The following is a 23,748-nucleotide window of genomic DNA, read 5'->3' as shown; positions in this document are numbered from 1 at the left end:
GGGAACGAATGACGTACATGGAGCGAATAATACTTGTCTGCGCAAGAGCATGTCAGCCTCATCAGCGTCTTCATGCTGAACGCCCTGATTGTGATGGCGGCGGTGCTTATTCACCACGAAGCCCTGTTACGGCTTAGCAGTTTTCTCAACAAGATGCACCAGAGCCACCGGTTTCGCCTGATCACCGCGGTTTTCGGCGTGCTCCTGGCCCACACCGCGGAGGTCTGGCTCTTCGCCGCCGCCTATTTCTTCATGCATCACGGGGACGGCTGGGGCCAGCTCACCGGTAATTTCAGCGGCAGCTTTCTGGATTCCGTCTACTTCTCCTTCACCACCTTCACCACCGTTGGCTACGGCGACATACAGCCCGAGGGAGACCTCCGCTATCTGACGGGTATTGAAGGCCTGACCGGATTTGTTCTGATTACCTGGAGCGCCTCCTTCCTGTTTGTCGAGATGCAGCGCTATTGGCCAAGCCGGTAATCATCTCCTGCCTGGCTTCAGAACACCCCGGTTCCGGTGGTCTGCTGAGTTGTGGGGTCACACCCATTTGCACCGGGCCAGTGTGTAATACAGCAAAGGTACCACGATGATGGTGAAGATCGTGGACATGGCCAGACCGAACACCAGCGAAATCGCCAGGCCGTTGAAAATCGGATCGTTCAGAATAAAGTAGGCGCCCACCATGGCCGAGATCGCCGTGAGTGCGATGGGCTTGATCCTTACCGCGCCCGCCAGCACAACGGCCTCGCCCAGCTCCACCCGCTCGTCAATCAGCTGCCGGATAAACACCACCAGCAGGATGGAGTTGCGGACAATGATCCCCGCCAGGGCAATCATTCCGATCATGCTGGTGGCGGTGAATTCCCGCCCCATCAACGCATGGCCCGGCATGATGCCGATCAGGGTCAGCGGAATCGGCGCCATGATCACCAGCGGCAGAATGTATGAACGGAACTGGGCCACCAGCAGCACAAAGATCATGAAAATGCCCACGCTGTAGGCTGCGCCCATGTCGCGGAAGGTCTTGTAGGTAATCTGCCACTCACCATCCCACTTCAGGGCTCCCTGTTCCGGCAACACTGGCTGGCTGATGAAATACTGGTCCGGCGCGCCGGGATCCTGTTGCAGGCGATCGACCATGTCGAACATGCCATACAGGGGTGAATCGATTTCGCCGGCCATGGCTGCGGTCACATAGGTGACCGGCAACAGATCCTTGTGGTAGATCGCACCCATCCAGTCCGCCTCCCGAACCTCGGCAATACTGGCCAGCGGCACCAGCTGGCCATTACGGCTGCGCACGTTCACCGATAGCAGGACCGCAGGCTGCGCCTTGTCACCTTCGGCAAGAATGACCCGGATCGGCACCGGGTATTTGACATGTTCATCGTGCAGGAAGCTGACACCCCGTCCACCCAGGGCGGTTTGCAGGGCCATCACCACCTGGCCCTGGGATACCCCAAGGCGAGTCGCCCGGGACCGGTCTACCACCACCTCCCACTGTCGGGTCGGCGCTTCCAGCGTGGTATCAATCTGGACCAATCCGTCCACATGGGTCATGCCCTCGGCCACCCTGCGCGCCAATTCGGCCCGCCGCTCGGTATCCACGGCGTAGATTTCCGCGACCACCGGAGCCATCACCGGCGGGCCCGGCGGTACTTCAACTACCTTGACCTCGGCGTCGTAGCGGTCCCCGATCTCCGTCAACGGGTCGCGCAGGGACTGCGCGATAGCATGGGATTGCCGTGCCCGGTTCTCCTCAGCAACGAGGTTTACCTGGATATCGCCCTGGTATGGTTCGCTGCGCAGGTAGTACTGCCGCACCAAGCCATTGAAGTTGATTGGAGAAGCCGTGCCGGCGTAGGTCTGCCAGCTGGCCACCTCATCCACCGTCTCGAGGTAATGCCCCATCTCCAGCAGCACCCGCTGAGTATTCTCCATGGGCGTGCGCTCGGGCATATCCACCACAATCTGCAGCTCAGACTTGTTGTCGAACGGCAGCATTTTCAGGATCACCGCCTGGAATACCGGCAACGAAGCCGCCGCGACCGTCAGCAGTACGACACCCAGCGCCAGCAATCGGCGCCGCCAGGGATGATCACCCAGAAACGGCGACAGCACGGTCCGGAAAACTCGCAACGCAGTGGAATTGACACCTTCTGCGGAATTCGAGGCCTCGGCAGCCTCCTCCACCGCCTGGCCTTTCTTGTGGCGTAACAGGCGCAATGCCAGCCAGGGCGCCACTACAAAAGCCACAATCTGGGAAATCACCATACCGGCGGAAGCATTGATCGGAATCGGACTCATGTAGGGCCCCATCAGGCCAGAGACAAAAGCCATGGGGATCAATGCGGCCATGATGGTAAGGCTCGCCATGATGGTGGGGGTGCCAACCTCATCCACCGCCACCGGAATGATGTCCTTGACCGCCCGGCGGGAGCCCTGGATACGCCGGTTGATATTCTCCGTAATAACAATACCGTCGTCCACCAGGATGCCGATGGAGAAAATCAACGCAAACAGCGACACCCGGTTCAGGGTGAAGCCCCAGGCCCAGGAAAACACCAGGGTCAGCAACAGGGTAATGAGAACCGCAATGCCGACAATCAGCGCCTGGCGCCAGCCCATGGCGGCGAGCACCAGAATCATCACCGCCAGCGTGGCCGAGATCAGGTCTGAAATCAGTTTACGGGCTTTCCGGGAGGCGGTTTCGCCGTAGTCCCGGGTGACCAGGACCTCCACCCCGACCGGCAGGGCCCGGTTGCGTAGCCGGTCCAGTCGTTCCTTGATGGCGGTGGTGATATCAATGGCGTTCTCGCCGGGTTTCTTGGCGATCGCCAGAGTGACCGCCGGGTAAACCTGACCGGGCGTACCAGCGGTTTCGGTTTTCCCGCCCGGACCGAATCCGGTCATCACACTCTGGTCCGGGACAGTGCCACCACGGCGAACCCGGGCCACGTCCTCCAGATGCACCGCGGCGCCGTTGTGCATGCCCACCACCAGGTTGCGCACATCCTCCACGGTCTCCAGCAACGTACCTACCTGCACCGGTATCGACAGGTTATTGCGGGTCACCCGGGATTCCTGACTGCTGGCGTTTGAGGCCTGCAGGGCTGTCTCGATGTCATGGACCGTCAGCTGAAAGCCGGCCAGCAGGGCGGGATCAAAGACAATGTCGACACGGTCCGGCACGCCGCCAACGGTGTAGACGCCCCGGGTACCGGGAACCCGTTTGAGAGCCACTTCAAGCATGTGGGCCAGACGGGTGAGTTCCTCACCGGTGTGGCCGTTGACCGGGTCGTAGAGGGTCAGGGTCATCACCGGTACATCGTCAATGCCCTTGGGCTTGACCAGCGGCTGGGTGGCGCCGAGGTTCGCAGGCAGCCAATCCTGATTGGAGTAGACCTGGTTATACAGACGCACGAGGGCTTCCTGCCGGGGTACACCCACCTCAAACTGAACGGTGATCACCGCCTGACCCTGGCGCGAGACGGAGTAGACATGCTCGACGCCCTTGATCTCGCTCATCACCTGCTCGGCAGGCGTGGCAATGGCGCTCTCCACTTCCCGGGCACTGGCGCCGGGGAAGCCCACCATGATATCGGCCATGGTGACATCAATCTGGGGTTCTTCCTCTTTCGGGGTAATGATCACCGCCAGGATACCCAGAATCACCGCCAATACCGCCAGCAACGGCGTGAGTTTATTGTCCTGGAAAACCCGGGCAATGACGCCGGAGGGTCCGACGCCAGGCAGTTCTTCGCTCACCGGCTTTCCTCCCCACCAGGCCCGGCGGCCTCAGGCAGGGTCAGGCGTTCACTGCCCGCGAGAAGCGACGGATTGGTCACTACCTTTTCACCCTCACCAAGACCGGCCAGAATTTCCAGGCGATCACCATCGCGGATGCCCGCACGCACCTGGCGTAGGCGGGGGCGGTCGTTACTGTCCATGACATACACCGCCCGGAGTTCACTGCGATGAATCAGGCTGCTGGCCGGCACCCAGAGGGCCTCGCGGCTGGCAACCGGCACGCCGACTTTCACCAGCATGCCCGGAAACAGGGAGCCGTTGGGTTCATCAAGCTGCATCCGCAACCGGAAGGTGTGGGTGGCCGGGTCGGCGTAGGGATAGAACGTCATCTCGCCGGTTTCCAGTACCCGGCCATCGGTCAGGGTAACCTGCGCCTGACGCTCTTTGCGCGCCAGCTCTGCGTACTTCTGGGGCAGATCAACCACAATCCGGAGCTGCTCAAGCGACAGCCCGCTGAGCAGGGGCTGCCCGGGGCTTACGGACTCGCCCAGCTCAACGTGCCGTTCCGTCAGGATACCGTCATAGGGCGCCACAACCCGGGTGTAACTCAGCTGCTTTTCGGCCTCCGCAACTGCGGCCCGTGCCCGCTCCACTCTGGCCCTGGCCGCCGCCAGGTTATTCCGGGCCTGGTCAAACTCCTGCCGGGCCACCAACCCACGGGCGTGCACCTCCTCAATCCGTGCAAAGCGTTGGCTGGCATCGGTCAGTGCCGCCTCTGCCTCTTCAAGTCCCGCCTGAGCCTGGTTCAGCCTTGACTGCTGCTCGCTGTCCTCAAGTTGAACGATCAGGTCACCCGCTGCCACCGAATCGTCGACGTCAAACGGCAGTTTCTGGACGGTGCCACTGGTCTGGGCCGAGACGGTACTCTTCTGGACCGCCTCGATAACACCATCAAGATGGACGGTTTCCGGGAAACTGCTGCGCTCCGCGACCGCGGTCTTCAGCGTCAGCGAACTGTCGCTCTGCCCTTGGACCGTTGCGGCCGTCAGCGCGAGGGCCACGATAAAGGCTGCAGCAGCGATCCGACTCATCTCAGCACCTCCGGCCAAAACAGTTTGGCAATTAGGTAACAAAAAAAGGTTATCAACAATCACAGCCCGAGGACACGACACGTTCTTCACCTGCCAACGCCATTCAATACGGCCCCGCAAAGAGTCCGAGCGTGGGCGCCGGTTCCGGGCTGAATGTCCGGATCAGATGGAAGTGTTGAGTGCCCTCCAGGCATCAAACGCACTCAGGAAAACCCGGCCACTGAGCTTTTCCAGTAGCGGCGTCGCTTTCAACTGATCCATCACAGGCCCTTTCACGTCCGACAGGTGCAGGCGGACGCCCGCGTCGGTCAGGCGTTCATTGATGGTTTCCAGGCTTTCCATGGCGGACGCGTCCACCAGGTTGACGGCAGGGCACACAAGCACCAGATCTGTCATCTCTGGCTGACCGGCCACCAGTTCCATCACCCGGTCCTCCAGAAATCGGGCATTGGCAAAATACAGGCTTTCGTCAATACGCAGGAAGGTGACCCGGGGGCAGAGCTCCACCTTGTGCCGTTCCACATTGCGAAAGTGCTCGGTTCCCGGCACCCGGCCAATCACGGCGCTGTGGGGCTGGCTGGTGCGATACAAGAACAACCCGATGGAAAGCCCCATCCCGGCCAGGATGCCGGCCTCGACACTGTGCACCAGCGTCAGCGTGATGGTGGCCAGCATGGCGCCGAAATCCGGCTTCGAGTAACGCCAGGTTCGTCTCAACGCGGGCAGGTCAATCAGCCCGGCCACCGCCACAATAATGGTTGCCGCCAGTGTTGCTTTGGGCAGGTCCGCAATCAGTGGGGTCAGTGTCAGGGTGGCTGCCGTGATTCCCACGGCGGCATAGAAACTCGACGCGGGTGTTCTTGCTCCAGCATCGAAGTTCACAACGGAACGGGATAAGCCTCCCGTCACCGGCATGCCTGATGAGACACCCGCCCCGAGATTGGCAGCACCCAGGCCGATCAGTTCCTGATTGGGGTCAATACGCTGCCGACGCCTGGCCGCCAGGGTCTGGGCAATGGAGACTGACTCCACAAAACCCACCACGCTAATCAGCAACGCACCCACCAACATAGGTTTCCACAGGTGGAAATCCGACGCACCCATCGACAGGCTCGGCAACGACAGGGCCGGCAGCCCCGATGGAATAAACCCCACGACAGCCAGCCCCTGTTGCTCCAGATCCAGCCACCGGGCAAGCAAAATAGTGATTGCCACCGCCGCAATCGGCGCAAGCTTGCCGATCACTCCCGGCAATAACCGCCGGGCCAGTAGCAGAAATACCAGCACGCCACCGCCTGTCACCAGAGACAGAGCATGAATGTTACCCAGACCGGGGCCCATGGAAACAAGCAGATCCAGCAGATTATACCCGGAGGCGGGGATACCCAGCAGGTGCTTGACCTGGCTGGCGATGATGACCAGGGCCGAGGCCGTCATGAACCCGGATATCACCGGATGGCTGAGAAAATTGGCGAGGAACCCCAGCCGCATGCAGCCCATGAGGATCAGCATCAGACCGGACAGCAACGCCAGGATGATGGCGCCGGTGATATAAGCTTCGCTGCCAGCTTCAAACAGTGGCGCCAGTACCGCCGCGGTCATCAGCGCGACAATGGCCATCGGCCCCACCGACAAGTTGCTGCTGGAGCCGAACAGCGCATAGAGCACCAGCGGCAGGATACTTGCGTAAAGACCCACTTGGGGCGGCAAACCGGCCAGAAGTGCATAGGCAAGAGACTGGGGAATCAGCATCACGGTAACCAGAACCGCCGCCACCAGATCACGGCCCGCATCCGCCCGCCGATAGGCAGGAAGCCAGCCGATAATTGGCAGAATCCGCTCGAGTTTCATGGCTGTCTCAACATCGCCCTAGAAAAAGTTCAGGGGCACTTTCAGATAGACCTGCCCGTTGCTCTCGGCCGGCGGCATTTCTCCGGCCCGCATATTCACCTGAACAGACGGAATAATCAGCCTTGGCATTCCCAACGTAGCGTCCCGTTCCTCCCTCATGGCCACAAACTCGTCTTCTGTCGTCCCTTCTTGCACGTGAATGTTGGATTTGCGCTGCTCCGCAACGGTGGTTTCCGGGTTAAAGGTTTCTCTGTCCGGCCCTTTGTAGTCGTGACAGAGAAACAGCCGGGTATCACCGGGAAGGGACAACACCTTTTGAATAGACCGGAACAGCACCCGGGCATCACCACCGGGAAAATCACAGCGGGCCGTACCGTAATCCGGCATGAACAGGGTGTCCCCCACAAACGCTGCATCGCCGAACACGTAGGTCAGGCAGGCGGGCGTGTGCCCGGGCGTGTGCAGAACCTTTCCCTGCAACTGGCCAATGGTCAGCGTGTCGCCTTCTTCAAACAGGCAGTCGAACTGGCTGCCATCCCGCGCAAAGTCAGTGCCGGCGTTGAACGCCTTTCCGAAAATTTCCTGCACCTCGACAATTCTGGCTCCAATACCGGTTTTTCCGCCCAGTGTTTCATGCAGATAGGGCGCGGCCGACAGATGATCCGCGTGAACATGGGTTTCCAGAATCCATTCGACATTCAGACCCTGTTCCCGAATGTAGTCGATGATCTGGTCCGCCGAGCGCAGGTCGGTCCGCCCGGCGGCATAATCAAAATCCAGAACCGAATCGATGATGGCGCAGGCACTGCTGGCCGGGTCCCGGACCACATAACTGAAGGTATTGGTAGGCTCGTCGAAGAAAGGTTGAACCTGTGGAGATTGCATCGTTTTCACCTCGCCTGGTCGTTTAACCTTTTTGGTATAAGGATATACTATTTTGTAATATACGCCGGCACACCGAAACTGACAACGTAGAGATTTCCCTTACTGAAGGATAGCTGGCCTGACGGTTTAAACGGGCGGTTTGCGGGAGGACGGCGGGCTATTCGCCCACCGTGAACGAGAGAATTCTGGAAAGGTGGCTATAGGGCAGCCCGGTCTCCCGGCGCCAGGCGTTAAACGCCTGCTGGGCCTGGGTCAGGGCCTTCTTGCTGCCGGGTGTCGCATCAAACAGACCTTCCCGTCTCAGGGCCGTGACCACATCCGTAGACAGGATGAACCCATCCCAGCCGACGCGGCGCAGAAAATACTGGGCACTGGCACCGCCGAGTCGATCGCCATGCTTCTTGAGGTAAACGAGCAGGCCAACCTGGTCGTCGCTCGGCCACTTCGCCAGAAACCGGCCAAAGCCGCCGTGTTTCTGTGAGGCCTCCACAATCATCCGGGCGTTTTCCGGCACCGTACGGATTTTCTGCATATTTCGAACAATCCGCTCGTCCCGGGCCAGGTCTTCCAGAACCTCTGGTGGCACCTGCTGCCAGTAGATCGGCACGAAACCATCAAACGCCGCCTCAAAATCCGGCCATTTGCGCTCGATGATCCGCCAGACAAAACCGGCCTTGAAGACACAGCGGGTAATCTCGGACAGAAAGCGGTCATCACCCAGTGCTTCCAGTTCGCACGCTGCGGCTGTTTTTGGCAGCGCAGCCTCGACGGCGGCCGCGTCCCCCTTGTGAAAGCAGGCAAATTCGTGGATTTTGGCAAAAGGGGGGATATCCATGGCAGCCTCGGATAAGCAGAATTTCTGTACGGACCGGAATCAGCACGATAACACCATTAAAATGCTTGATTCGAAACTTTCGATTCAGACACGGGATATCAAGCGTCATGTCAGATGCTCTGAACCAGCAAAGCCTTGAAAAGGGTACCAGAGAGCTCGCAGCCCGAGATGCCGACCTTGCCGGCATTGTCCAGCGGCTTGGTACACCGCCCCTCTGGCCCCGTGACCCGGGCTTTGCCACGCTGATCCATATCATCCTGGAACAGCAGATTTCCCTGAAGGCCGCTCACACCATGCTGCTGCGGCTGGAGAGTCACCTGGGCGTGCTGACTCCCTCATCCATTATCGAAGCGGGCAATGACGCATTGCGCGCGCTGGGGCTTACGCGCCAGAAAAGCCGCTATTGCCTTGAACTGGCTACACGGGTCCACTGCGGAGAACTGGTGCTGGAGAATCTTGCGGACCTGCCGACGGAAGAGGGAAGACGGGCGCTGCTAAAGGTTCCGGGCCTGGGACCCTGGAGTGTCGACGTGTATTACATGACCGCACTTCGTAAGCCGGACGTCTGGCCTTTCGGCGACCTTGCCCTGGCCGATGCCATTGCCGACATCAAGGGCCTGGAGGCCCATCCAACCCGGGACGAACAGACCCGCATCACGGAAGCATGGGCGCCCTGGCGTGCCGTCGCCGCGCGACTGCTCTGGGCCCACTACCTTGATGCCAGAGGCCAGCTTGGCTGAACTCCGTCAGCGGCTCTGAACGCAGTCTGGCGGTAATCGCCATATTCGTGTCATTTTCGACAATCTGATTTCTTCGGCAAGGCTGCCATACTCAGAGCAACCAATAATCATAAAACCAGCGACTGAGCCCTTTGATATGAGTGAGACTGCCCCCCAGCCCCAGACCCATTACCGCACCTGCAACATTTGCGAGGCCATGTGCGGCCTTGAGATCAAGCACCAGGGCAAAGAGATTCTGTCCATCAAAGGGGACAAAAACGACCCGTTCAGTCATGGCCATATCTGCCCAAAAGCGGTTGCGTTGCAGGATTTCTACAGTGACAAAGACCGCTTGAAGACGCCTTTAAGGAAAACTGCAGACGGCTGGAAAGAAATCAGCTGGGATGATGCCCTGGAAGAAATCGCCACCCGTTTCCGCGGCATACAGCAAAGCCATGGCCAGGATGCGGTCGGCGTCTATCTGGGCAACCCCAACGCCCATAATTTCGGCAACGCCATCATGCTGCCCAGATTCTTCAAAGCCCTGGGCACCAACAGCCGTTTCAGCTCCGCCTCGGCGGACCAGCTTCCCCATCATGTGGCGTCCAACTACATGCTGGGCGCAGGCATGCTGATTCCCGTGCCGGACATCGACCATACCGATTTCATGCTGATCATCGGCGGCAACCCGATTGTCTCCAACGGCAGCCTGATGACAGCCCCGGGCGTGGGCAAGCGCCTGAAGGCGATTCAGGACCGGGGTGGCAAGGTGGTTGTGGTAGATCCCCGCCGCACGGAAACCGCCAAAAAAGCCGATCAGCATTTATTCATCAAACCTGAAGCCGACGCCCTGCTGATGCTCGCCCTGGCCCATACCCTGTTTGATGAAAACCGGGTGAATACCGGCCACCTGGCGCCGATGATTGAAGGCATTGACCAGCTTGCCGAGACGGTAAAAGCCTATTCGCCGGAAACCGTGGCAGACGCCTGCGGAATCGATGCCCAGACCATCCGCCAGCTCGCCCGCGACATGGCCGGGGCCAAAAGCGCCGTATGTTACAGCCGTATGGGCGCATCCACCCAGTCTTTCGGTGGCCTGTGCCAATGGCTGAACAACGTACTGAACATCCTGACCGGCAACTTCGATCGCCGCGGCGGCGCCATGTTCCCGCAGCCCGCCTTCGATCTGCTACAGGGCAGAAAAGGCAAGGCCAGTTCCTACGGTCGCTTTGAATCCCGGGTGCGCAAGCTGCCGTTCTACAACAGCGAATTCCCGGTGGCGACCCTGGCGGAGGAAATCCTCACCCCGGGTGACGGCCAGATCCGCGCCATGATTACCATTGCCGGCAACCCGGTGCTGTCGAGCCCCGGTGGCGCCGGGCTGGACGAGGCGTTCGAGTCGCTGGATTTCATGGTGTCGGTGGACATCTACCTGAACGAAACCACCCGTCACGCAGACATCATCCTGCCCGCCACCACCGGGCTGGAAGTGCCCCACTTTGATGTTTTCTTCAACTCCTTCGCCGTGCGCAACACCGCCAAATTCTCCGAACCCATGTTCGAGAAAACCGCCAACCAGAAGCACGACTGGGAAATACTGCGGGACCTGTCCCTGCACCTGACCGGCCGGGAAGACGACGGCATCACTCCGGAAATGATGCTGGATGGCGGTCTTAAACAGAGCATCTACGCAGACCAGGGCATGAGCCTGGAGCAACTGAAGTCCAACCCCCACGGCGTGGACCTGGGCCCGCTTCAGCCATGCCTGGAACACCGGATTCAGACCGAGGACGGCAAGCTTCATATCGCCCCGCAGCTGTACCTGGACGACCTGAAACGCCTCAACGAGTTTGCCCTGATGGACGGCACCGGCGACTACCCCTTCGCCATGATCAGCCGCCGCCTGCCCCGCAGCCACAACACCTGGACCCAGAACAGCCATCGGTTGGTCAAAGGCAAAGACCCCTGCACCCTGCAGATCAACCCGGACGATGCCCAAAAACTTGGCCTGCAGGACGGCCAGACGGCGGTAGTGTCATCGCCCGTGGGCCATGTCCGGTTGCCAGTTGAACTGGACGACGACATGTTTGCCGGCGTGGTCAGCATTCCCCAGGGCTGGGGGCACAACCGGCAGAACACCGCAATGACCGTAGCGCAGAATCAGCCGGGGGTCAGCATAAACGACCTGACGGATTCACAGCGGGTGGACCAGCTGACCGGTAATGCCGCATTCAACGGGACCCGTGTGGCAGTCGCGCGGGGATAACCTCCCCGCTAAGAGTCACCATCTCCATAATTTAAAAGTAGGTTTTCGAGAACCAGGACACTACGGCTACACGTTGGATTGATTAGACTCGGTTTCTCGATTCTTTGAGTAAGCGCCGCCGGGTTTTACCAAGGATGTTCACCGGACCAGACAAGGACTGTCAGAATGACCGTTTCATTGAAGAGAGTGCTAACGCTCGTTGTTTTTCTATCTGTGAGCTCGACCCACGCTGGTCTGGTCGATATTGATGAGTCAGGTGGTGTTGCCTACTTCACCTTCGCATTACCCAATAAAGTCATTCGATATGACATGGTCAGCGAGTCCTTTCTTCCCGAAATACCATTATCGGGCACTCCCAGCGCCACCCAACCTTACGGTGGGTCTCTCTACGTAGCTTATGGCCGCAGCGCCTATGCCATTAACCTGAGCAGCCTGACCTCAACTTTCATATCCAACACTAGCGTATCAATTTCAGACGTGATGATAGTGGGCGATGCCCTGTACCTGGTTCAGAACTTTGACCGGGTTATGGCTCGAGCTCTAACGGATTTTTCTTTGATTGAGGAGGAGACGTTCTTTTACAGCGGCACAGGCGCCATCAGCTCGAGCAGCCAAAGTGCCATCTTTTTCAGGGATACGGGCGTGTCGCCCGCAGACTTACGGAAGATCCCGTTAGCCCCGGATGGTACTTTTCAATCATTACAAGACAGCCCATATCACGGCGACTACCCCCGATCTGATCAACTCTATCTTTTCCCTAACGAAAGCCGACTGATCGATAACGCCGGAATCGCCTATTTCACAAGCGATCTGACCTACAGTGGAAGTATTGCAGGCGGCTTCGATGACATGACCTTCTGGCAGGATCATCTACTGGTGAGGCGCGGCAATATAATATATCAGTACAACAGCCAGCTTCTGGAGCTGGGCCAGATGCCCCTTCAGACCACACCGACCAAACTCCTCAGCCATGGCGAGAAGGTGTTGGCCTTTACCGACACGGGCGACCAGATCAGCGTTCAGGAACTGGATCTAACCGGGTTGACACAGCCAGAGCCGGACGCACCGCCCTCGCCGGATTCCCTGCCCTATTCTCCAGAATTCATCGAATTGGACGAAACCACGGGTGATATTTTTCTGCTGGACCGGGAAACCCTTGGCCTCTTTGTTTGGTCGGCTGAATCCGGCACCTACACCAGAAGTATGGGGCTGCTTTCCCCACCAGACTGGATGACATTTTCTCAGGCGCATAACCGCCTTTATCTGGGATACAGCAGCGGTGCCATCACCTATATCGATCTCGCCGCCCCTGAACTTATGGAATCGGCGCTGGTCAATCTGCCGTCCGGCATTCAGGGACTCAAAGCCGCAGGTGATTATCTCTTTGCCGTAGATCCCTCAGGCGCATGGAGCAGCCATTACAGCATTGATGCGAACGGCACGATTGTTGACTCAGAAGAATGGCGCAACCCAAGCGTGGAGTATGTCTGGAACCCCATAACAGAGCGGATTTACCACTTCCGCAATGGCACGTCGCCCAATGACATCGAATGGGCCGAGCTCGATGTCAGCACCGGTCTTCTGGGCGCCGAGGGTGACTCCCCTTACCATTCCAGCGAGTACGCGACGGCCCCTTTGCACATTGACCCGACTGGACAATGGCTCCTCTCAGGCGGTGGCAAGTTTCACGACGCCACGACACTCTCCGAGGTCAACTATCTTTCCAACACAATTACGGACGCGGCCTGGGTCCAAGGGCAACTTTTCACAATCGGCGAAATTGACAGTGCACTCTTCCTCCAGCAGTGGAGCAGTGGCTATGAACGCCTGAACAACATTCCTCTTGATGGCAACGCCAGTTATCAGCTTCTGGCCTATAACGATCAACTGATCATTATTGAACAACGGGATTCTGGCCCACAATTTTCGGTCCTGGCTCCCAACAACGATTCAGATACTGATGGTATTTCGAACCTTCAGGACAACTGCCCTGGCACATCGAACGAGACCCAGAGCGACATTGATCAGGATGGCAAAGGGGATGCCTGCGACAGTGACGCGGACGGCGATGGCATTCCAAACACAGCCGAATTAGACGCTGGCCTCGACCCAATGGACGCCACCGATGCCAACCAGGACATCGATGGCGATGGCTTCAGCAATCTAACTGAGCACCTCCAGGGCACCGGCTTGAATGACCCTGACGACTACCCGGAGCAAACAGACATCTACCTCCAGGATTTCGAGCTCGGAATCTTCCCCAGTGACTTTAGCCACGATCCGCTGGATGACGGAAACTGGTCGATCAGTACGATCAATACCCGCGGTCAATACAGCCTGCGCTCCGGTGCCATTGCAAACAGTGAACAAAGCCGAGTGACCTGGAACTTCCAGGAACCATTACCTGCAGGGACCCTTTCCTTCGACCATCTACGGTCAGCCGAGAGTTGCTGCGACAACCTGCAGATTCTGATCGACGGCAGCAGATCCTGGAATCTTTCAAGCAGCAACGGCGACTGGGTTTCGAATTCAGTTGAGGTACCAGAAGGAACCCTTTCCGTATCGTTTATATACCGAAAGGACGGGTCGGTCAGCTCAGGCAGCGATGCGATCTGGATTGATGATCTTCAATTCTCGCCGTCGGCAGAGCAGCCAAACCTGGATTGGGATGGCGACGGAATCCCCAATGAGACTGAGGAGCAGTTTCAGGCCCTTGATCCGAACGATCCCTCAGATGCTTTCCAGGATTATGATGGGGACGGGGCTGATAACTACTCGGAAGTTCTCTCCGGTTACAACCCTGATCAACCAGATGAGTTTCCCGCCAGACCGCTACTGGAGTCCTACTTTCCCTTGGGCGACATCGTGTGGGAGTTCTCGGACAGCAATGGCCCCATATTCGTCAGAAGCACAAACATGAACCAGCCGGGACGCAATATAATCCGAGAGGGTGACCTGGTCAGGGTTTTTGAGCGTCGGCCTGGGGGCATCTTTATGATGGAAGAAGGCTCACTATCTCAAACCAGTAATGCGGGATATGAATCTCACATCGAATTTCAGGACGGACTGATGTTTCTTCCCGCCGAAATGCAATTAGGCGAAACCAGGCAGCACAGCACACCGGCGAAATTTTATCGCGACGATAAACTGGAACTGGAATTTACGGTCACAACCCGCCTCCAAATGGTGGAAGAATCCTACATTGAATTCGAGGGCCAGGAACGTCGGGTCATCGTGATACTGGAAGAATTCACCTACGGTTTCGAAGATGGTACAACTGACAGTGTCCTGGTATTGCGCGGGTACGCAGAGGACATTGGAGAAATTTACCATTCGGCCCAACCTGACTGGAACCTTGAGGCAATGACCGTGCTGATGATTGACGACAGTATTGCTGTTCAAAGTTCCGGTAAAGGGAAAAAGAGTGAAAGTGGCGGTGGTGGTTCTGCCTCCTGGATACTTCTTCTGATAATGGCGGGCCTGGCACTGATCCGAGTGCCGGGAGTCACCCTTAAATCCCCTTCTTCCTGCGATGGGTAACCTGCTCGCCAGCGATTCCCCAATTATCGGTCTCCACCTCGTCGATGACGACGACGGTGGTGGCCGGGTTTTTATTCAATACTTTCTCAAGTAACTCTGTCACCCCGGAAATAAGCTCACCCTTTTGCTCAGCGGTTGCGCCTTCCTTTGTGATCTTGATATTGACGTACGGCATAAATGACCTCTTCGAGCGATCGCCCGGATTGAACGGTTGGTTATGTTTGTTGCATTGAAACGACGGCTTAAACGTCCACTTCCTCAAACAGATCGGGCACTTCGGTATCCCAGCCGAAGCGATCACGAATCCGCTTGCGCATCATATCGCTGGCCAGGGATTCGCCGTGGCTGATATAGACTTTGTCCGGGCGAAGACTGCCATGGCCCAGCCAGTCCAGGATTTCACGGTAATCGCCGTGGGCCGAAAGTGAACCAATATTGTAGATTTCAGCATTCACGGGCCAGTATTCACCGTGAATTTTCACCGAGTCTGCACCGTTCACCAGGGAGTCTCCGCGGGTACCGGGCGCCTGAAAGCCCGCAAAAACGATGCTGTTCCGGGTATTCGGCAGAAGCGTCTTCAGGTGGTGCAGCACCCGTCCGCCGCTGGCCATCCCGCTGGCTGAAACAATGATGCAGGGATACCGCTTGGCATTGAGTTCAATGGACTCGTCCACGGTTCGAACATACTCGGTGTTGTCATCAATCAGCTCACACTGAGCCTGGTCCAGCTTGTGTTCCTTGTGGTGCCGCACAAAAATCTCCGTGGCGCGGATGGCCATCGGGCTGTTGAGGTACACCGGCATCTTCGGAATTTTCTGTTGCGCCATCAGTCGGTGCACCAGATACAGCAGCATCTGGGCGCGGCCCACCGCAAAGGCGGGCATCAGGACAATGCCGCCCCGGCTGGCGGTCTTGCGGATGATGTCTCCCAGTTCGTCCTCCGGATCACTGTCTTCGTGAAGCCGGTCGCCATAGGTGGACTCACAGACCAGTACGTCAGCTTTCTGGATAGGCTCTGGCGGGCGCATGATAACGTCGCTCTGACGGCCGACATCGCCGGAAAATACCACGGTCCGGTCACTGCTTTTATGGTGAACATGAACACAGGATGACCCCAGAATGTGGCCAGCAGGGGTAAACGTCACCTCAAAGCCCTTTAGCGGCTCGATCGTCTCGTGGTAATGCACGGACTCGAAGTGTTTAAGGGCCTCGAAGGCATCTTTCTGGGTGAACAGTGGCACGGGATGATCGTGCTTTGAAAAGCCTTTGCGGAATGCGTATTTGGCGTCTTCTTCCTGAAGATAACCCGCGTCCGGAAGCAGCACCTTGCAGAGATCGTGGGTGGCTTTGGTGCAATAGATTTTGCCCTTGAATCCGTTCTTGACCAGTGCCGGCAGATACCCGCTGTGATCGATATGGGCGTGAGTGAGAACAACGGCATCAATGGTGCCCGGCTCCACCGGGAAAGGCGCCCAGTTACGCCGGCGCAGGTGCTTCACGCCCTGGTACATGCCACAGTCCACCAGAAGTCGTCGGTCACCCTCTGACAACAAATGCCGGGACCCGGTTACCGTGCCCACACCGCCCAGAAAACGTAGTTTCATCCATGCCTCCATTTGTCTGATGTTACCCAGGCTCAAGTCTACGCCTGGCACCCCTCTTGTCCACAAATCTCGGGGGGCTGGTTCGAAAGGCTTTCCGGAAAAGTGTATTACACTTGTATTGTTCGCGGGAAACCGAGGAGGCAAGGAATCATGCCCACCCCTTTACCAGATCGGAAAGCACTCGATCACCAGGCCCAACTCCATCCCGACTTTGCCGCCTGGCGCGAGGGTTACGGAGTCATCCGCCACCAACCGGAAACCCAGCGACAGGCCCTGAAACTGGCCGAACAGCTGGTTGCAAAGGGGCATCAGCCGGATTTTGCCAATGTGTTCCAACAGCTTTCCGCCCTAGACCGGCTGACCAGTGCAGGCCTGTGGCTGGTGGTTCACATGACCTATACCAACCGGATCCGCATGGATGGTGAGCCCCTTGCGCCAGAAGACTTCAAGGTTAACCCGGAGGGCCATACCGGGGGCGCACTCAACATGGTGCCTGCCTACGCCGCCTACCTGACCCTGAACAGCCTGACCGGCACTACAAGAAGCTGGCTGATGGGCCAGGGGCACTGCGTGGCGGCCATTGATGCCCTGAACGTGCTGACCGGCAATCTTCACCCGGAACAGAAGGCCCGTTACCGGGACACCGACGAGGGGCTGAACCATCTGGTCTCGGATTTCTACAGTTACCGGCAACGGCCGGGTGGCGGCATGGCTGCGCCCCTCGGAAGCCATGTCAATCCGCACACCGCTGGCGGCATTATTGAAGGCGGCTACCTGGGGTTCGCCGAGCTGCAATACGTCCACATGCCGCTGCCCGGGGAATCCCTGGTTGCTTTCCTGTCAGACGGCGCCGCAGAGGAACAGCGGGGCAGCGACTGGGTGCCCCGCTGGTGGCGCGCAGAGGACTGTGGCCTGGTCATGCCCATCATGATTGCCAACGGCAGACGCATAGAACAGCGAACCGAACTGGGCACCCGGGAAGGGCTGGAACGGTTTGCGGAACGGCTATCTGACCATGACTTTGAGCCCCGACGCTTCGATGGCTGTGACCCGGCGGCCTTTGTATGCACGCTGTACGACATGGAACAGAGGCTGGACGAGCAGGGCGAGCTTGCCCGCCGGGGACAGCTGACGTATCCCGCCCGGATTCCCTTCGGCATCGCGGAATCCATCAAGGGCTTTGGCTTCTATGGCGCCGGCAGCAACGCCGCCCATAACCTGCCGCTGCCGGGAAACCCGCACACCGATGCAGACGCGCGGAAACTGTTTAACGAGCATGCACGCAAGGTCTGGGTAGCGCCGGACCTTCTGGCCAGCTCAGTCGAGCTGCTGTGCCGGCACAATCAGCAACAGCGCCCGCTGGAACGGGATCACCCCCTGGCACGGCGCCAGCCGGCAACTCCGGTGATTCCGGAAGTACCGCCTGCCCATGAGGCCTGTTCGCCCATGCTGGCCGTGGATCGCTTTTTCCAGGCGCTGGTGGCATCCAACCCTGACCTCCGGCCAAGGGTGGGCAACCCGGATGAGCTGGCCAGCAACCGCCTTGGCGGCGTACTCACAGCGCTGCGCCATCGGGTGATCGACCCGGAGAATGACCTTGAATCCGTGCATGGCAAGGTCATTACCGCACTCAACGAGGAAGCCATTGTCTCCGCCTGCCTGGCGAACAAGGCGGGCCTGAACCTGGTCGCCAGCTACGAGGCCTTCTGCCCGAAGATGCTGGGCGCCATCCGACAGGAACTGATTTTTGCCCGCCACCAGAAAGAAGTCGGCCGTCCGGCCCAGTGGCTGGGGTTTCCGGTCATTGCCACTTCCCACACCTGGGAAAATGGCAAGAACGAGCAATCCCACCAGGACACAACCTTCTGCGAGGTGTTGTTGGCCGAGATGAACGACGTCAGCCGGGTGCTTTTCCCCGCCGATTACAACAGCACTCTGGCGGTTCTGCCCGGCGTATTTCGGGAAAGAGGAAGACTGAGCTGCATGGTGGTGCCCAAACGGGACAGGCCCTGCCTGTTTTCCCCCTCAGACGCCGACCTGCTGGCCCAGAACGGCGCCATACTGGTCGATGAGCATACAGCCAGCGGCGAGCCTTTGTTGTTGATCGGCAATGGCGCCTACCAGCTCTCGGAGCTTATCCGTGCCTGCGAAAGGCTCAAGGAAACCGGTGCGCCTTTCCGCCTGGTCTACCTGCAGGAACCGGGACGCTTCCGACAGCCCCGGGATGCCATGGAGGCCGAGGTCTGCCTGGCCGAGCGGGAACAGGAACGCCTGCTGCCAAAGCGTCTGAAGAACAGGATTGCCCTGACCCACATGCGCCCGGAAGTGTTCCGCGGCCATTTGCCAGCGCTATTCCCGGACACCTCACGGGCCCATGTTATGGGATACAGCAACCGCGGCGGAACCCTGAACGAAGCCGGCATGCTGTTTGCCAACCGATGCTCCTGGGCCCACGTCCTGGTGGCCTGTGCCGATCTGCTGGGCAGGCCCGCCGGGGAGTGGCTGTCGGATCAGGAGCTGGCCGCTGTTGAAGGCCGGGGATCGCCCTCTGTGATTACCGGGACTCAGCCCTGACGGGCCAGAAGCGACGACGAACCCAGGTCTCGATTTCCAGAATGACCAGCACCGCAACCCCGGCGACACACGCGAAGCCCAGCATCTCGAGTGACAGTGCACGGGTTTCGAAGGTGGCGTTAAACCAGGGCAGATAGGTGAACAGCAGTTGCAGGCCTGCGACGGTCGCGACCGCGCCCAGCACAACTGGCGTTCCCAAAACCCCGCGAAGGGTGATGGATGGGCTATCCAGGTAGCGCACGGCAAACAGGTAGAACACCTCCATGGCCACCAGGGTATTCACGGCCAGGGTACGGGCCAGGCTCTGGTCCCCATGCTGATGCATGGCCCAGAACCAGGCAGCGAAGATCCCTGCCAGGAACAGCACTGATACAAAGAACACCCGCCAGACCAGAAATCCCTGTAGCAGGGATTGTTCTCTGGGCCGCGGCGGGTGTTTCATCACATCCGGTTCCGGAGGCTCGAAGGCCAGGGTCATGGCCAGCACAACCGAACTGACCATATTGACCCAGAGAATCTGCAACGCCGAAATAGGCAGCGCCAGCCCCAACAACAAAGCAGTGATAAGGCTGATGGACTCGCCGCCATTAATCGGCAGCATAAACGCGATGCCCTTTTTCAGATTGGTGTATACCGTACGACCTTCACGGACAGCTGCGGCAAGGCTGGCAAAATTATCGTCCAGCAACACCACCGATGACGCCTCGCGCGCCGCTTCCGACCCCTTGACGCCCATCGCAATGCCCACATCGGCACGCTTCAGCGCAGGCGCGTCATTAACGCCGTCACCAGTCATGGCAACAACCCCGTGCCGGGCCTGCAGTGCCTCCACCAGCCTCAGTTTGTGTTCCGGACTGGTGCGAGCGAACACATCCACTTCGGTCGCCAGTTGCTGCAACTGTTCAGCGCTCAGACCATCCAGTTCCTTTCCGGTGAGCACCCGGTCGCTGTTACGCAAGCCCAACTTGCGGGCAATGGCGCCTGCAGTCAGGGCATGGTCGCCAGTGATCATTTTTACCCGTATACCCGCCGCGTGGCAGTCAGATATCGCGCGTATGGCCTCCTGTCTGGGCGGGTCCAATAGCCCCACCAGACCCAGCAGTTCCACGCCGGTATCCAGGTCTTCGATCGCCAGGTCCGTGGTGCCACGGGATACGGATTTGCGGGCCAGAGCCAATACACGCAGGCCTTCAGATGCCATGTCGGCAATAACCTGGTCCCAACGCGCTCGATCCAGGGCCGTGGCATCGCCATTCGCCATCAATTCAGACTCGCACATGTCCAGGATGCGCTCTGGCGCGCCCTTGACGTACACCACGCCGTGGCCATGGTGATCATGGTTGAGGGTGGCCATGAAGCGGGTCTGGGTGTCGAAAGGAATTTCATCCTTGCGGGGCCAGTCACCAGCGCTGGCTTCAATATCGAACTCCGCTTTGTGGGCAAATACCTTCAGGGCGGCTTCCATCGGGTCCCCCTGAACGCGTGGTGACCCCTCGCGGAAATCCAGATGGGCATCGTTGCACAGGGCAGCCGCGCGGGCCAACTGCTCCAGCGCCCCGGTAACCTCGGCCGGCTGGTTGTCCTGGGCTACCATACCCTCCAGCTCATAGCCCTCGCCGGTCACATCCAAACGTCGGTGGCCCTGCACTGCGGTAGTCACCATCATTTCATTGCGGGTCAGGGTGCCGGTCTTGTCAGAGCAGATCACGGAGACCGCCCCCAGAGACTCGATAACGGGCATCCGCCTTACCACGGCCTGACGCCTTGCCATCTGGCGCACGCCAATGGCCAGGGTAATGGTGAGTATTGCAGGCAGGCCTTCGGGAATCGCAGCCACCGTCAGGCCAACCACGGCCATGAACAGCTCCCGGAAAGGCAGGCCGCTGAACACCAGGCCACCGGCGAATATGGCGACTCCGGCAACAATCACAATGATGGACAGCAACCGCGCGAAGCGGTCCATCTGTTCCAGCAGCGGCGTTTTCAGAGAGGTGGTTCGGGCCAGCAGCCCGGAAATACGGCCGATCTCTGTTGCTGCTCCGGTGCGAACCACGACCCCGCGACCGGTGCCCGTCGACACCATGGTTCCCGAGAACGCCATGCCGGTCTGGTCTCCCAGTGCCGCCTCTTTTTCCACCGAATCCGGGGATTTGTCCACCGCTTCGGATTCACCGGTCAGGATGGCTTCTTCAATCTTCAGGTTGTGGCATTTCTCGAGCCTGACATCCGCCGGTACTCGGTCGCCGGGTTCCAGCAATATGGTGTCTCCGGGGACCAGATCAGCAGCGTCCACCTGGTGCTGCCCGTCCTCACGGACTACCCGTGCTTTAGGGGCAAGCATGTGGCGAATGGCCGACAGCGCCTGCTCGGCTTTGCCCTCCTGTATAAAGCCCACCAGAGTCTGAATGACCACCACCGCCAGGATCACACCGGCGTCGACCCAGTGGCCCAGGGCACCCGTGATGGCCGCCGCCGCCAGCAGAACGTAAATCAGGAAGTTACGAAGCTGGCGCCCAAGCCTGGCCAGGGGGCCGCTCGACCGTCCCTCCGGCAGGCGGTTGGGGCCATAGCTGGCAAGCCTGGCCCTGGCTTCCTCAGTGCTCAGAGGGGCAGAGGCTGACAGCTGTTCCCTGGCGGCGGAGGCATCCAGGGTGTGCCAATTCTGTTCCATCGCTGAGGTGGGCGTGGCTTCAACGGACAATGTACGTACCTGCGCGTCGATCAAGGATTGCCACTGCGTCCTCCAACCGGCCAATGCCACTGATGCCGCCGCTTTCGGCAAAGTGTGCAGCCGCGGCGAGCTTTGGGCCCATGGAGCCGGCGGGCAAAGCCAGGGCTTGTGCTTCGGAAAGGGTCAGGCTTTCTATGGGGGCGGCCTTGTCCGTGCCGAAATCACGATAAATGGCATCCACATCGGTAAGCAGCAACAGGGCGTCCGCCCCCAGCTGCCGGGCCAGCAGAGCGCTGGCGGCATCCTTGTCAATCACCGCTTCCACGCCGATCATGCTGCCATCGTCCCGACGAAGAACCGGAATGCCTCCGCCCCCGGCGCAGATCACCACAACACCCTGCTCCAGCAACAGCTGGAGCACCCGCATGTCCGGAATTTCCAGCGGTTTGGGCGAGGGTACGACCCGCCGCCATTTGTCACCATCCTGCGCGATGTGCCATCCAGCAGCTTTGGCTCTGGTTTCGGCCTCTTCACGGTCGTATACCGGCCCGACAAACTTCGTGGGTTTCTGGAAAGCAGGGTCGTCCTTGTTCACCAGCACCTGCGTCAGCAAGGTTGCCACGGGGCGGTCGTGGTCAAGGGCGTTTTCCAGTTCCTGCTCAATGATATAGCCGATCATGCCTTCGGTTTCGGCGCCCAGCACGTCCAGCGGGTAGGCCTCATCCGGCTTGTAGGCAGCGCCCTGCAGCGCCAGCAGGCCTACCTGTGGGCCGTTGCCATGAGTGATGACCAGTTGATGACCAGCGCGGACAATACCCGCCAGCGATTGCGCGGCAATCTTGACGTTGGCGCGCTGGGCCCCGGCGGTCAGCGGCTCATCGCGCCGCAACAGGGCATTGCCTCCGAGGGCTGCAACCACAAGCATCTTAAACTCCCTATATCAGGTTCCCAGTGTGGCAACGAGCACGGCCTTGATGGTGTGCATGCGGTTTTCCGCCTGATCAAACACGATAGAGGCCGGGCTTTCGAAGACCTCCTCGGTGACTTCCATGGCATCGATCCCAAACTCTGCCTGGATCTCCCTGCCCACGGTCGTTTCGGTATTGTGAAACGCCGGAAGACAATGCATGAACCTCACCCGTGGGTTACCGGTTTTCTCCATCAGGGCTGCATTAACCTGATAGGGCTGCAATAGCTTGATCCGTTCTGCCCACTTTTCTTTCGCTTCGCCCATCGATACCCACACATCGGTGTAGACAAAGTCCACGGCCGCGACGGCGGCATCGATATCCTCCGTGATCATGATTCGCGCGCCCGTATCACTGGCGATGGCCCGGGCTTCTTTCTGAATGGCCTCACCGGGCCAACAGGCCTTCGGTGCGCAGAGGCGGACATCCATACCCATCTTGGCGCCGCCGATCAGCAGGCTGTCCCCCATGTTGTTGGCTGCGTCCCCGATGAACACGAAGGCCACATCCCGCAAGGGCTTTTCCACGTTTTCCTGCATGGTCAGGAAGTCCGCCAGTATCTGAGTCGGGTGAAATTCATTGGTCAGCCCGTTGTAAACCGGTACGCCCGCATATTGCGCCAGCTCCTCAACGACCGCCTGGCCGAACCCCCGGTATTCAATGGCATCGTACACACGGCCCAGCACACGGGCGGTGTCCTTGACGGATTCTTTATGGCCGATATGGGTGCCCGTTGGTCCCAGATAGGTCACCCGGGCGCCCTGGTCAAACGCGGCAACCTCAAAGCCCACCCGGGTTCGGGTGGAGTTTTTTTCGAAGATCAGGGCAATGTCCTTGCCCTTAAGTTGTGGCACCTCGGTGCCGGCGTATTTGGCGGTTTTCAGATCGGCGGAAAGCTTCAGCAAAAAGCCGATCTCCCGCGGGCTGAAATCCCGCAGGGTCAGAAAATGCCGGTTCTTAAGATTGAAAGCCATGACTATCCTCCTTGCGT

15 protein-coding genes are annotated in these 23,748 nt (G+C 59.1%); 5 read left to right on the top strand and 10 right to left on the bottom strand.

Annotated elements, in window-relative coordinates; genetic code table 11:
* Window positions 1–72 precede the first annotated feature (72 nt).
* Entirely contained in the window at window positions 73–483 is a 411-nt protein-coding gene (locus FPL19_RS08685) for a potassium channel family protein (RefSeq protein ID WP_150912461.1), read from the top strand.
* Window positions 484–540: 57 nt separating this feature from the next.
* Here the strand turns inward: FPL19_RS08685 and FPL19_RS08680 are convergent, their stop codons facing one another.
* The 5 genes from FPL19_RS08680 to FPL19_RS08660 form a co-directional block, all read right to left on the bottom strand.
* A complete protein-coding gene (locus FPL19_RS08680; protein ID WP_150912039.1) occupies window positions 541–3,771 on the bottom strand; it encodes an efflux RND transporter permease subunit in 3,231 nt (1,076 codons plus the stop codon).
* Entirely contained in the window at window positions 3,768–4,844 is a 1,077-nt protein-coding gene (locus FPL19_RS08675; RefSeq protein WP_150912038.1) for an efflux RND transporter periplasmic adaptor subunit, read from the bottom strand. The genes FPL19_RS08680 and FPL19_RS08675 overlap by 4 nt, the downstream gene beginning before the upstream one ends.
* A gap of 162 nt (window positions 4,845–5,006) precedes the next feature.
* Window positions 5,007–6,695, bottom strand: coding sequence for a SulP family inorganic anion transporter (locus FPL19_RS08670; RefSeq protein WP_150912037.1), 1,689 nt, complete (start codon window positions 6,693–6,695; stop codon window positions 5,007–5,009).
* Between the two features lie 18 nt (window positions 6,696–6,713).
* Window positions 6,714–7,580, bottom strand: a complete 867-nt coding sequence (locus FPL19_RS08665) for an MBL fold metallo-hydrolase (protein WP_150912036.1) — start codon at window positions 7,578–7,580, stop codon at window positions 6,714–6,716.
* Between the two features lie 157 nt (window positions 7,581–7,737).
* Entirely contained in the window at window positions 7,738–8,415 is a 678-nt protein-coding gene (locus tag FPL19_RS08660; protein ID WP_150912035.1) for a DNA-3-methyladenine glycosylase I, read from the bottom strand.
* A 107-nt stretch (window positions 8,416–8,522) separates the two neighbouring features.
* On the opposite strand from FPL19_RS08660, the gene FPL19_RS08655 reads away from it, so the two are divergent.
* The 3 genes from FPL19_RS08655 to FPL19_RS08645 all read left to right on the top strand — a co-directional run bounded on the left by FPL19_RS08655 (window position 8,523) and on the right by FPL19_RS08645 (window position 14,940).
* Complete coding sequence (locus FPL19_RS08655) at window positions 8,523–9,155, top strand: DNA-3-methyladenine glycosylase family protein (protein ID WP_150912034.1); 633 nt, start codon at window positions 8,523–8,525, stop codon at window positions 9,153–9,155.
* 136 nt (window positions 9,156–9,291) lie between these two features.
* The gene (locus FPL19_RS08650) at window positions 9,292–11,400 is read left to right on the top strand and encodes a molybdopterin-dependent oxidoreductase (RefSeq protein WP_150912033.1); all 2,109 of its coding nucleotides are present in this window, start codon (window positions 9,292–9,294) and stop codon (window positions 11,398–11,400) included.
* Window positions 11,401–11,565: 165 nt separating this feature from the next.
* Entirely contained in the window at window positions 11,566–14,940 is a 3,375-nt protein-coding gene (locus FPL19_RS08645) for a thrombospondin type 3 repeat-containing protein (protein ID WP_225314346.1), read from the top strand.
* Here FPL19_RS08645 and FPL19_RS08640 read toward each other — a convergent pair.
* Window positions 14,912–15,115 carry a 2-hydroxymuconate tautomerase family protein gene (locus FPL19_RS08640; protein ID WP_135803598.1) on the bottom strand — a complete coding sequence of 68 codons (204 nt, stop codon included), beginning with the start codon at window positions 15,113–15,115 and terminating at the stop codon, window positions 14,912–14,914. The genes FPL19_RS08645 and FPL19_RS08640 overlap by 29 nt on opposite strands.
* Before the next feature lie 67 nt (window positions 15,116–15,182).
* Window positions 15,183–16,544 carry an MBL fold metallo-hydrolase gene (locus tag FPL19_RS08635; protein WP_150912032.1) on the bottom strand — a complete coding sequence of 454 codons (1,362 nt, stop codon included), beginning with the start codon at window positions 16,542–16,544 and terminating at the stop codon, window positions 15,183–15,185.
* A gap of 150 nt (window positions 16,545–16,694) precedes the next feature.
* Here FPL19_RS08635 and FPL19_RS08630 point away from each other — a divergent pair, with 150 nt between their 5' ends.
* Window positions 16,695–19,118, top strand: a complete 2,424-nt coding sequence (locus FPL19_RS08630; RefSeq protein ID WP_150912031.1) for a phosphoketolase family protein — start codon at window positions 16,695–16,697, stop codon at window positions 19,116–19,118.
* Here the strand turns inward: FPL19_RS08630 and FPL19_RS08625 are convergent.
* From FPL19_RS08625 to argF, 3 genes are read right to left on the bottom strand one after another with little or no spacing between them, the layout of a single operon-like run.
* Window positions 19,099–21,789, bottom strand: a complete 2,691-nt coding sequence (locus FPL19_RS08625; RefSeq protein ID WP_150912459.1) for a cation-translocating P-type ATPase — start codon at window positions 21,787–21,789, stop codon at window positions 19,099–19,101. The two genes, FPL19_RS08630 and FPL19_RS08625, sit on opposite strands and share 20 nt — an antisense overlap.
* A 19-nt stretch (window positions 21,790–21,808) precedes the next feature.
* Window positions 21,809–22,714, bottom strand: coding sequence for a carbamate kinase (arcC, locus tag FPL19_RS08620; RefSeq protein ID WP_150912030.1), 906 nt, complete (start codon window positions 22,712–22,714; stop codon window positions 21,809–21,811).
* Between the two features lie 15 nt (window positions 22,715–22,729).
* Window positions 22,730–23,731 carry an ornithine carbamoyltransferase gene (gene argF / locus FPL19_RS08615; protein WP_150912029.1) on the bottom strand — a complete coding sequence of 334 codons (1,002 nt, stop codon included), beginning with the start codon at window positions 23,729–23,731 and terminating at the stop codon, window positions 22,730–22,732.
* Between the last annotated feature and the right edge of the window lie 17 nt (window positions 23,732–23,748).

The sequence above is a fragment of the Marinobacter halotolerans genome, assembly GCF_008795985.1.
Classification (GTDB): Bacteria; Pseudomonadota; Gammaproteobacteria; order Pseudomonadales; family Oleiphilaceae; genus Marinobacter; species Marinobacter halotolerans.
This window is presented reverse-complemented; position numbering and strand designations above follow the sequence as displayed.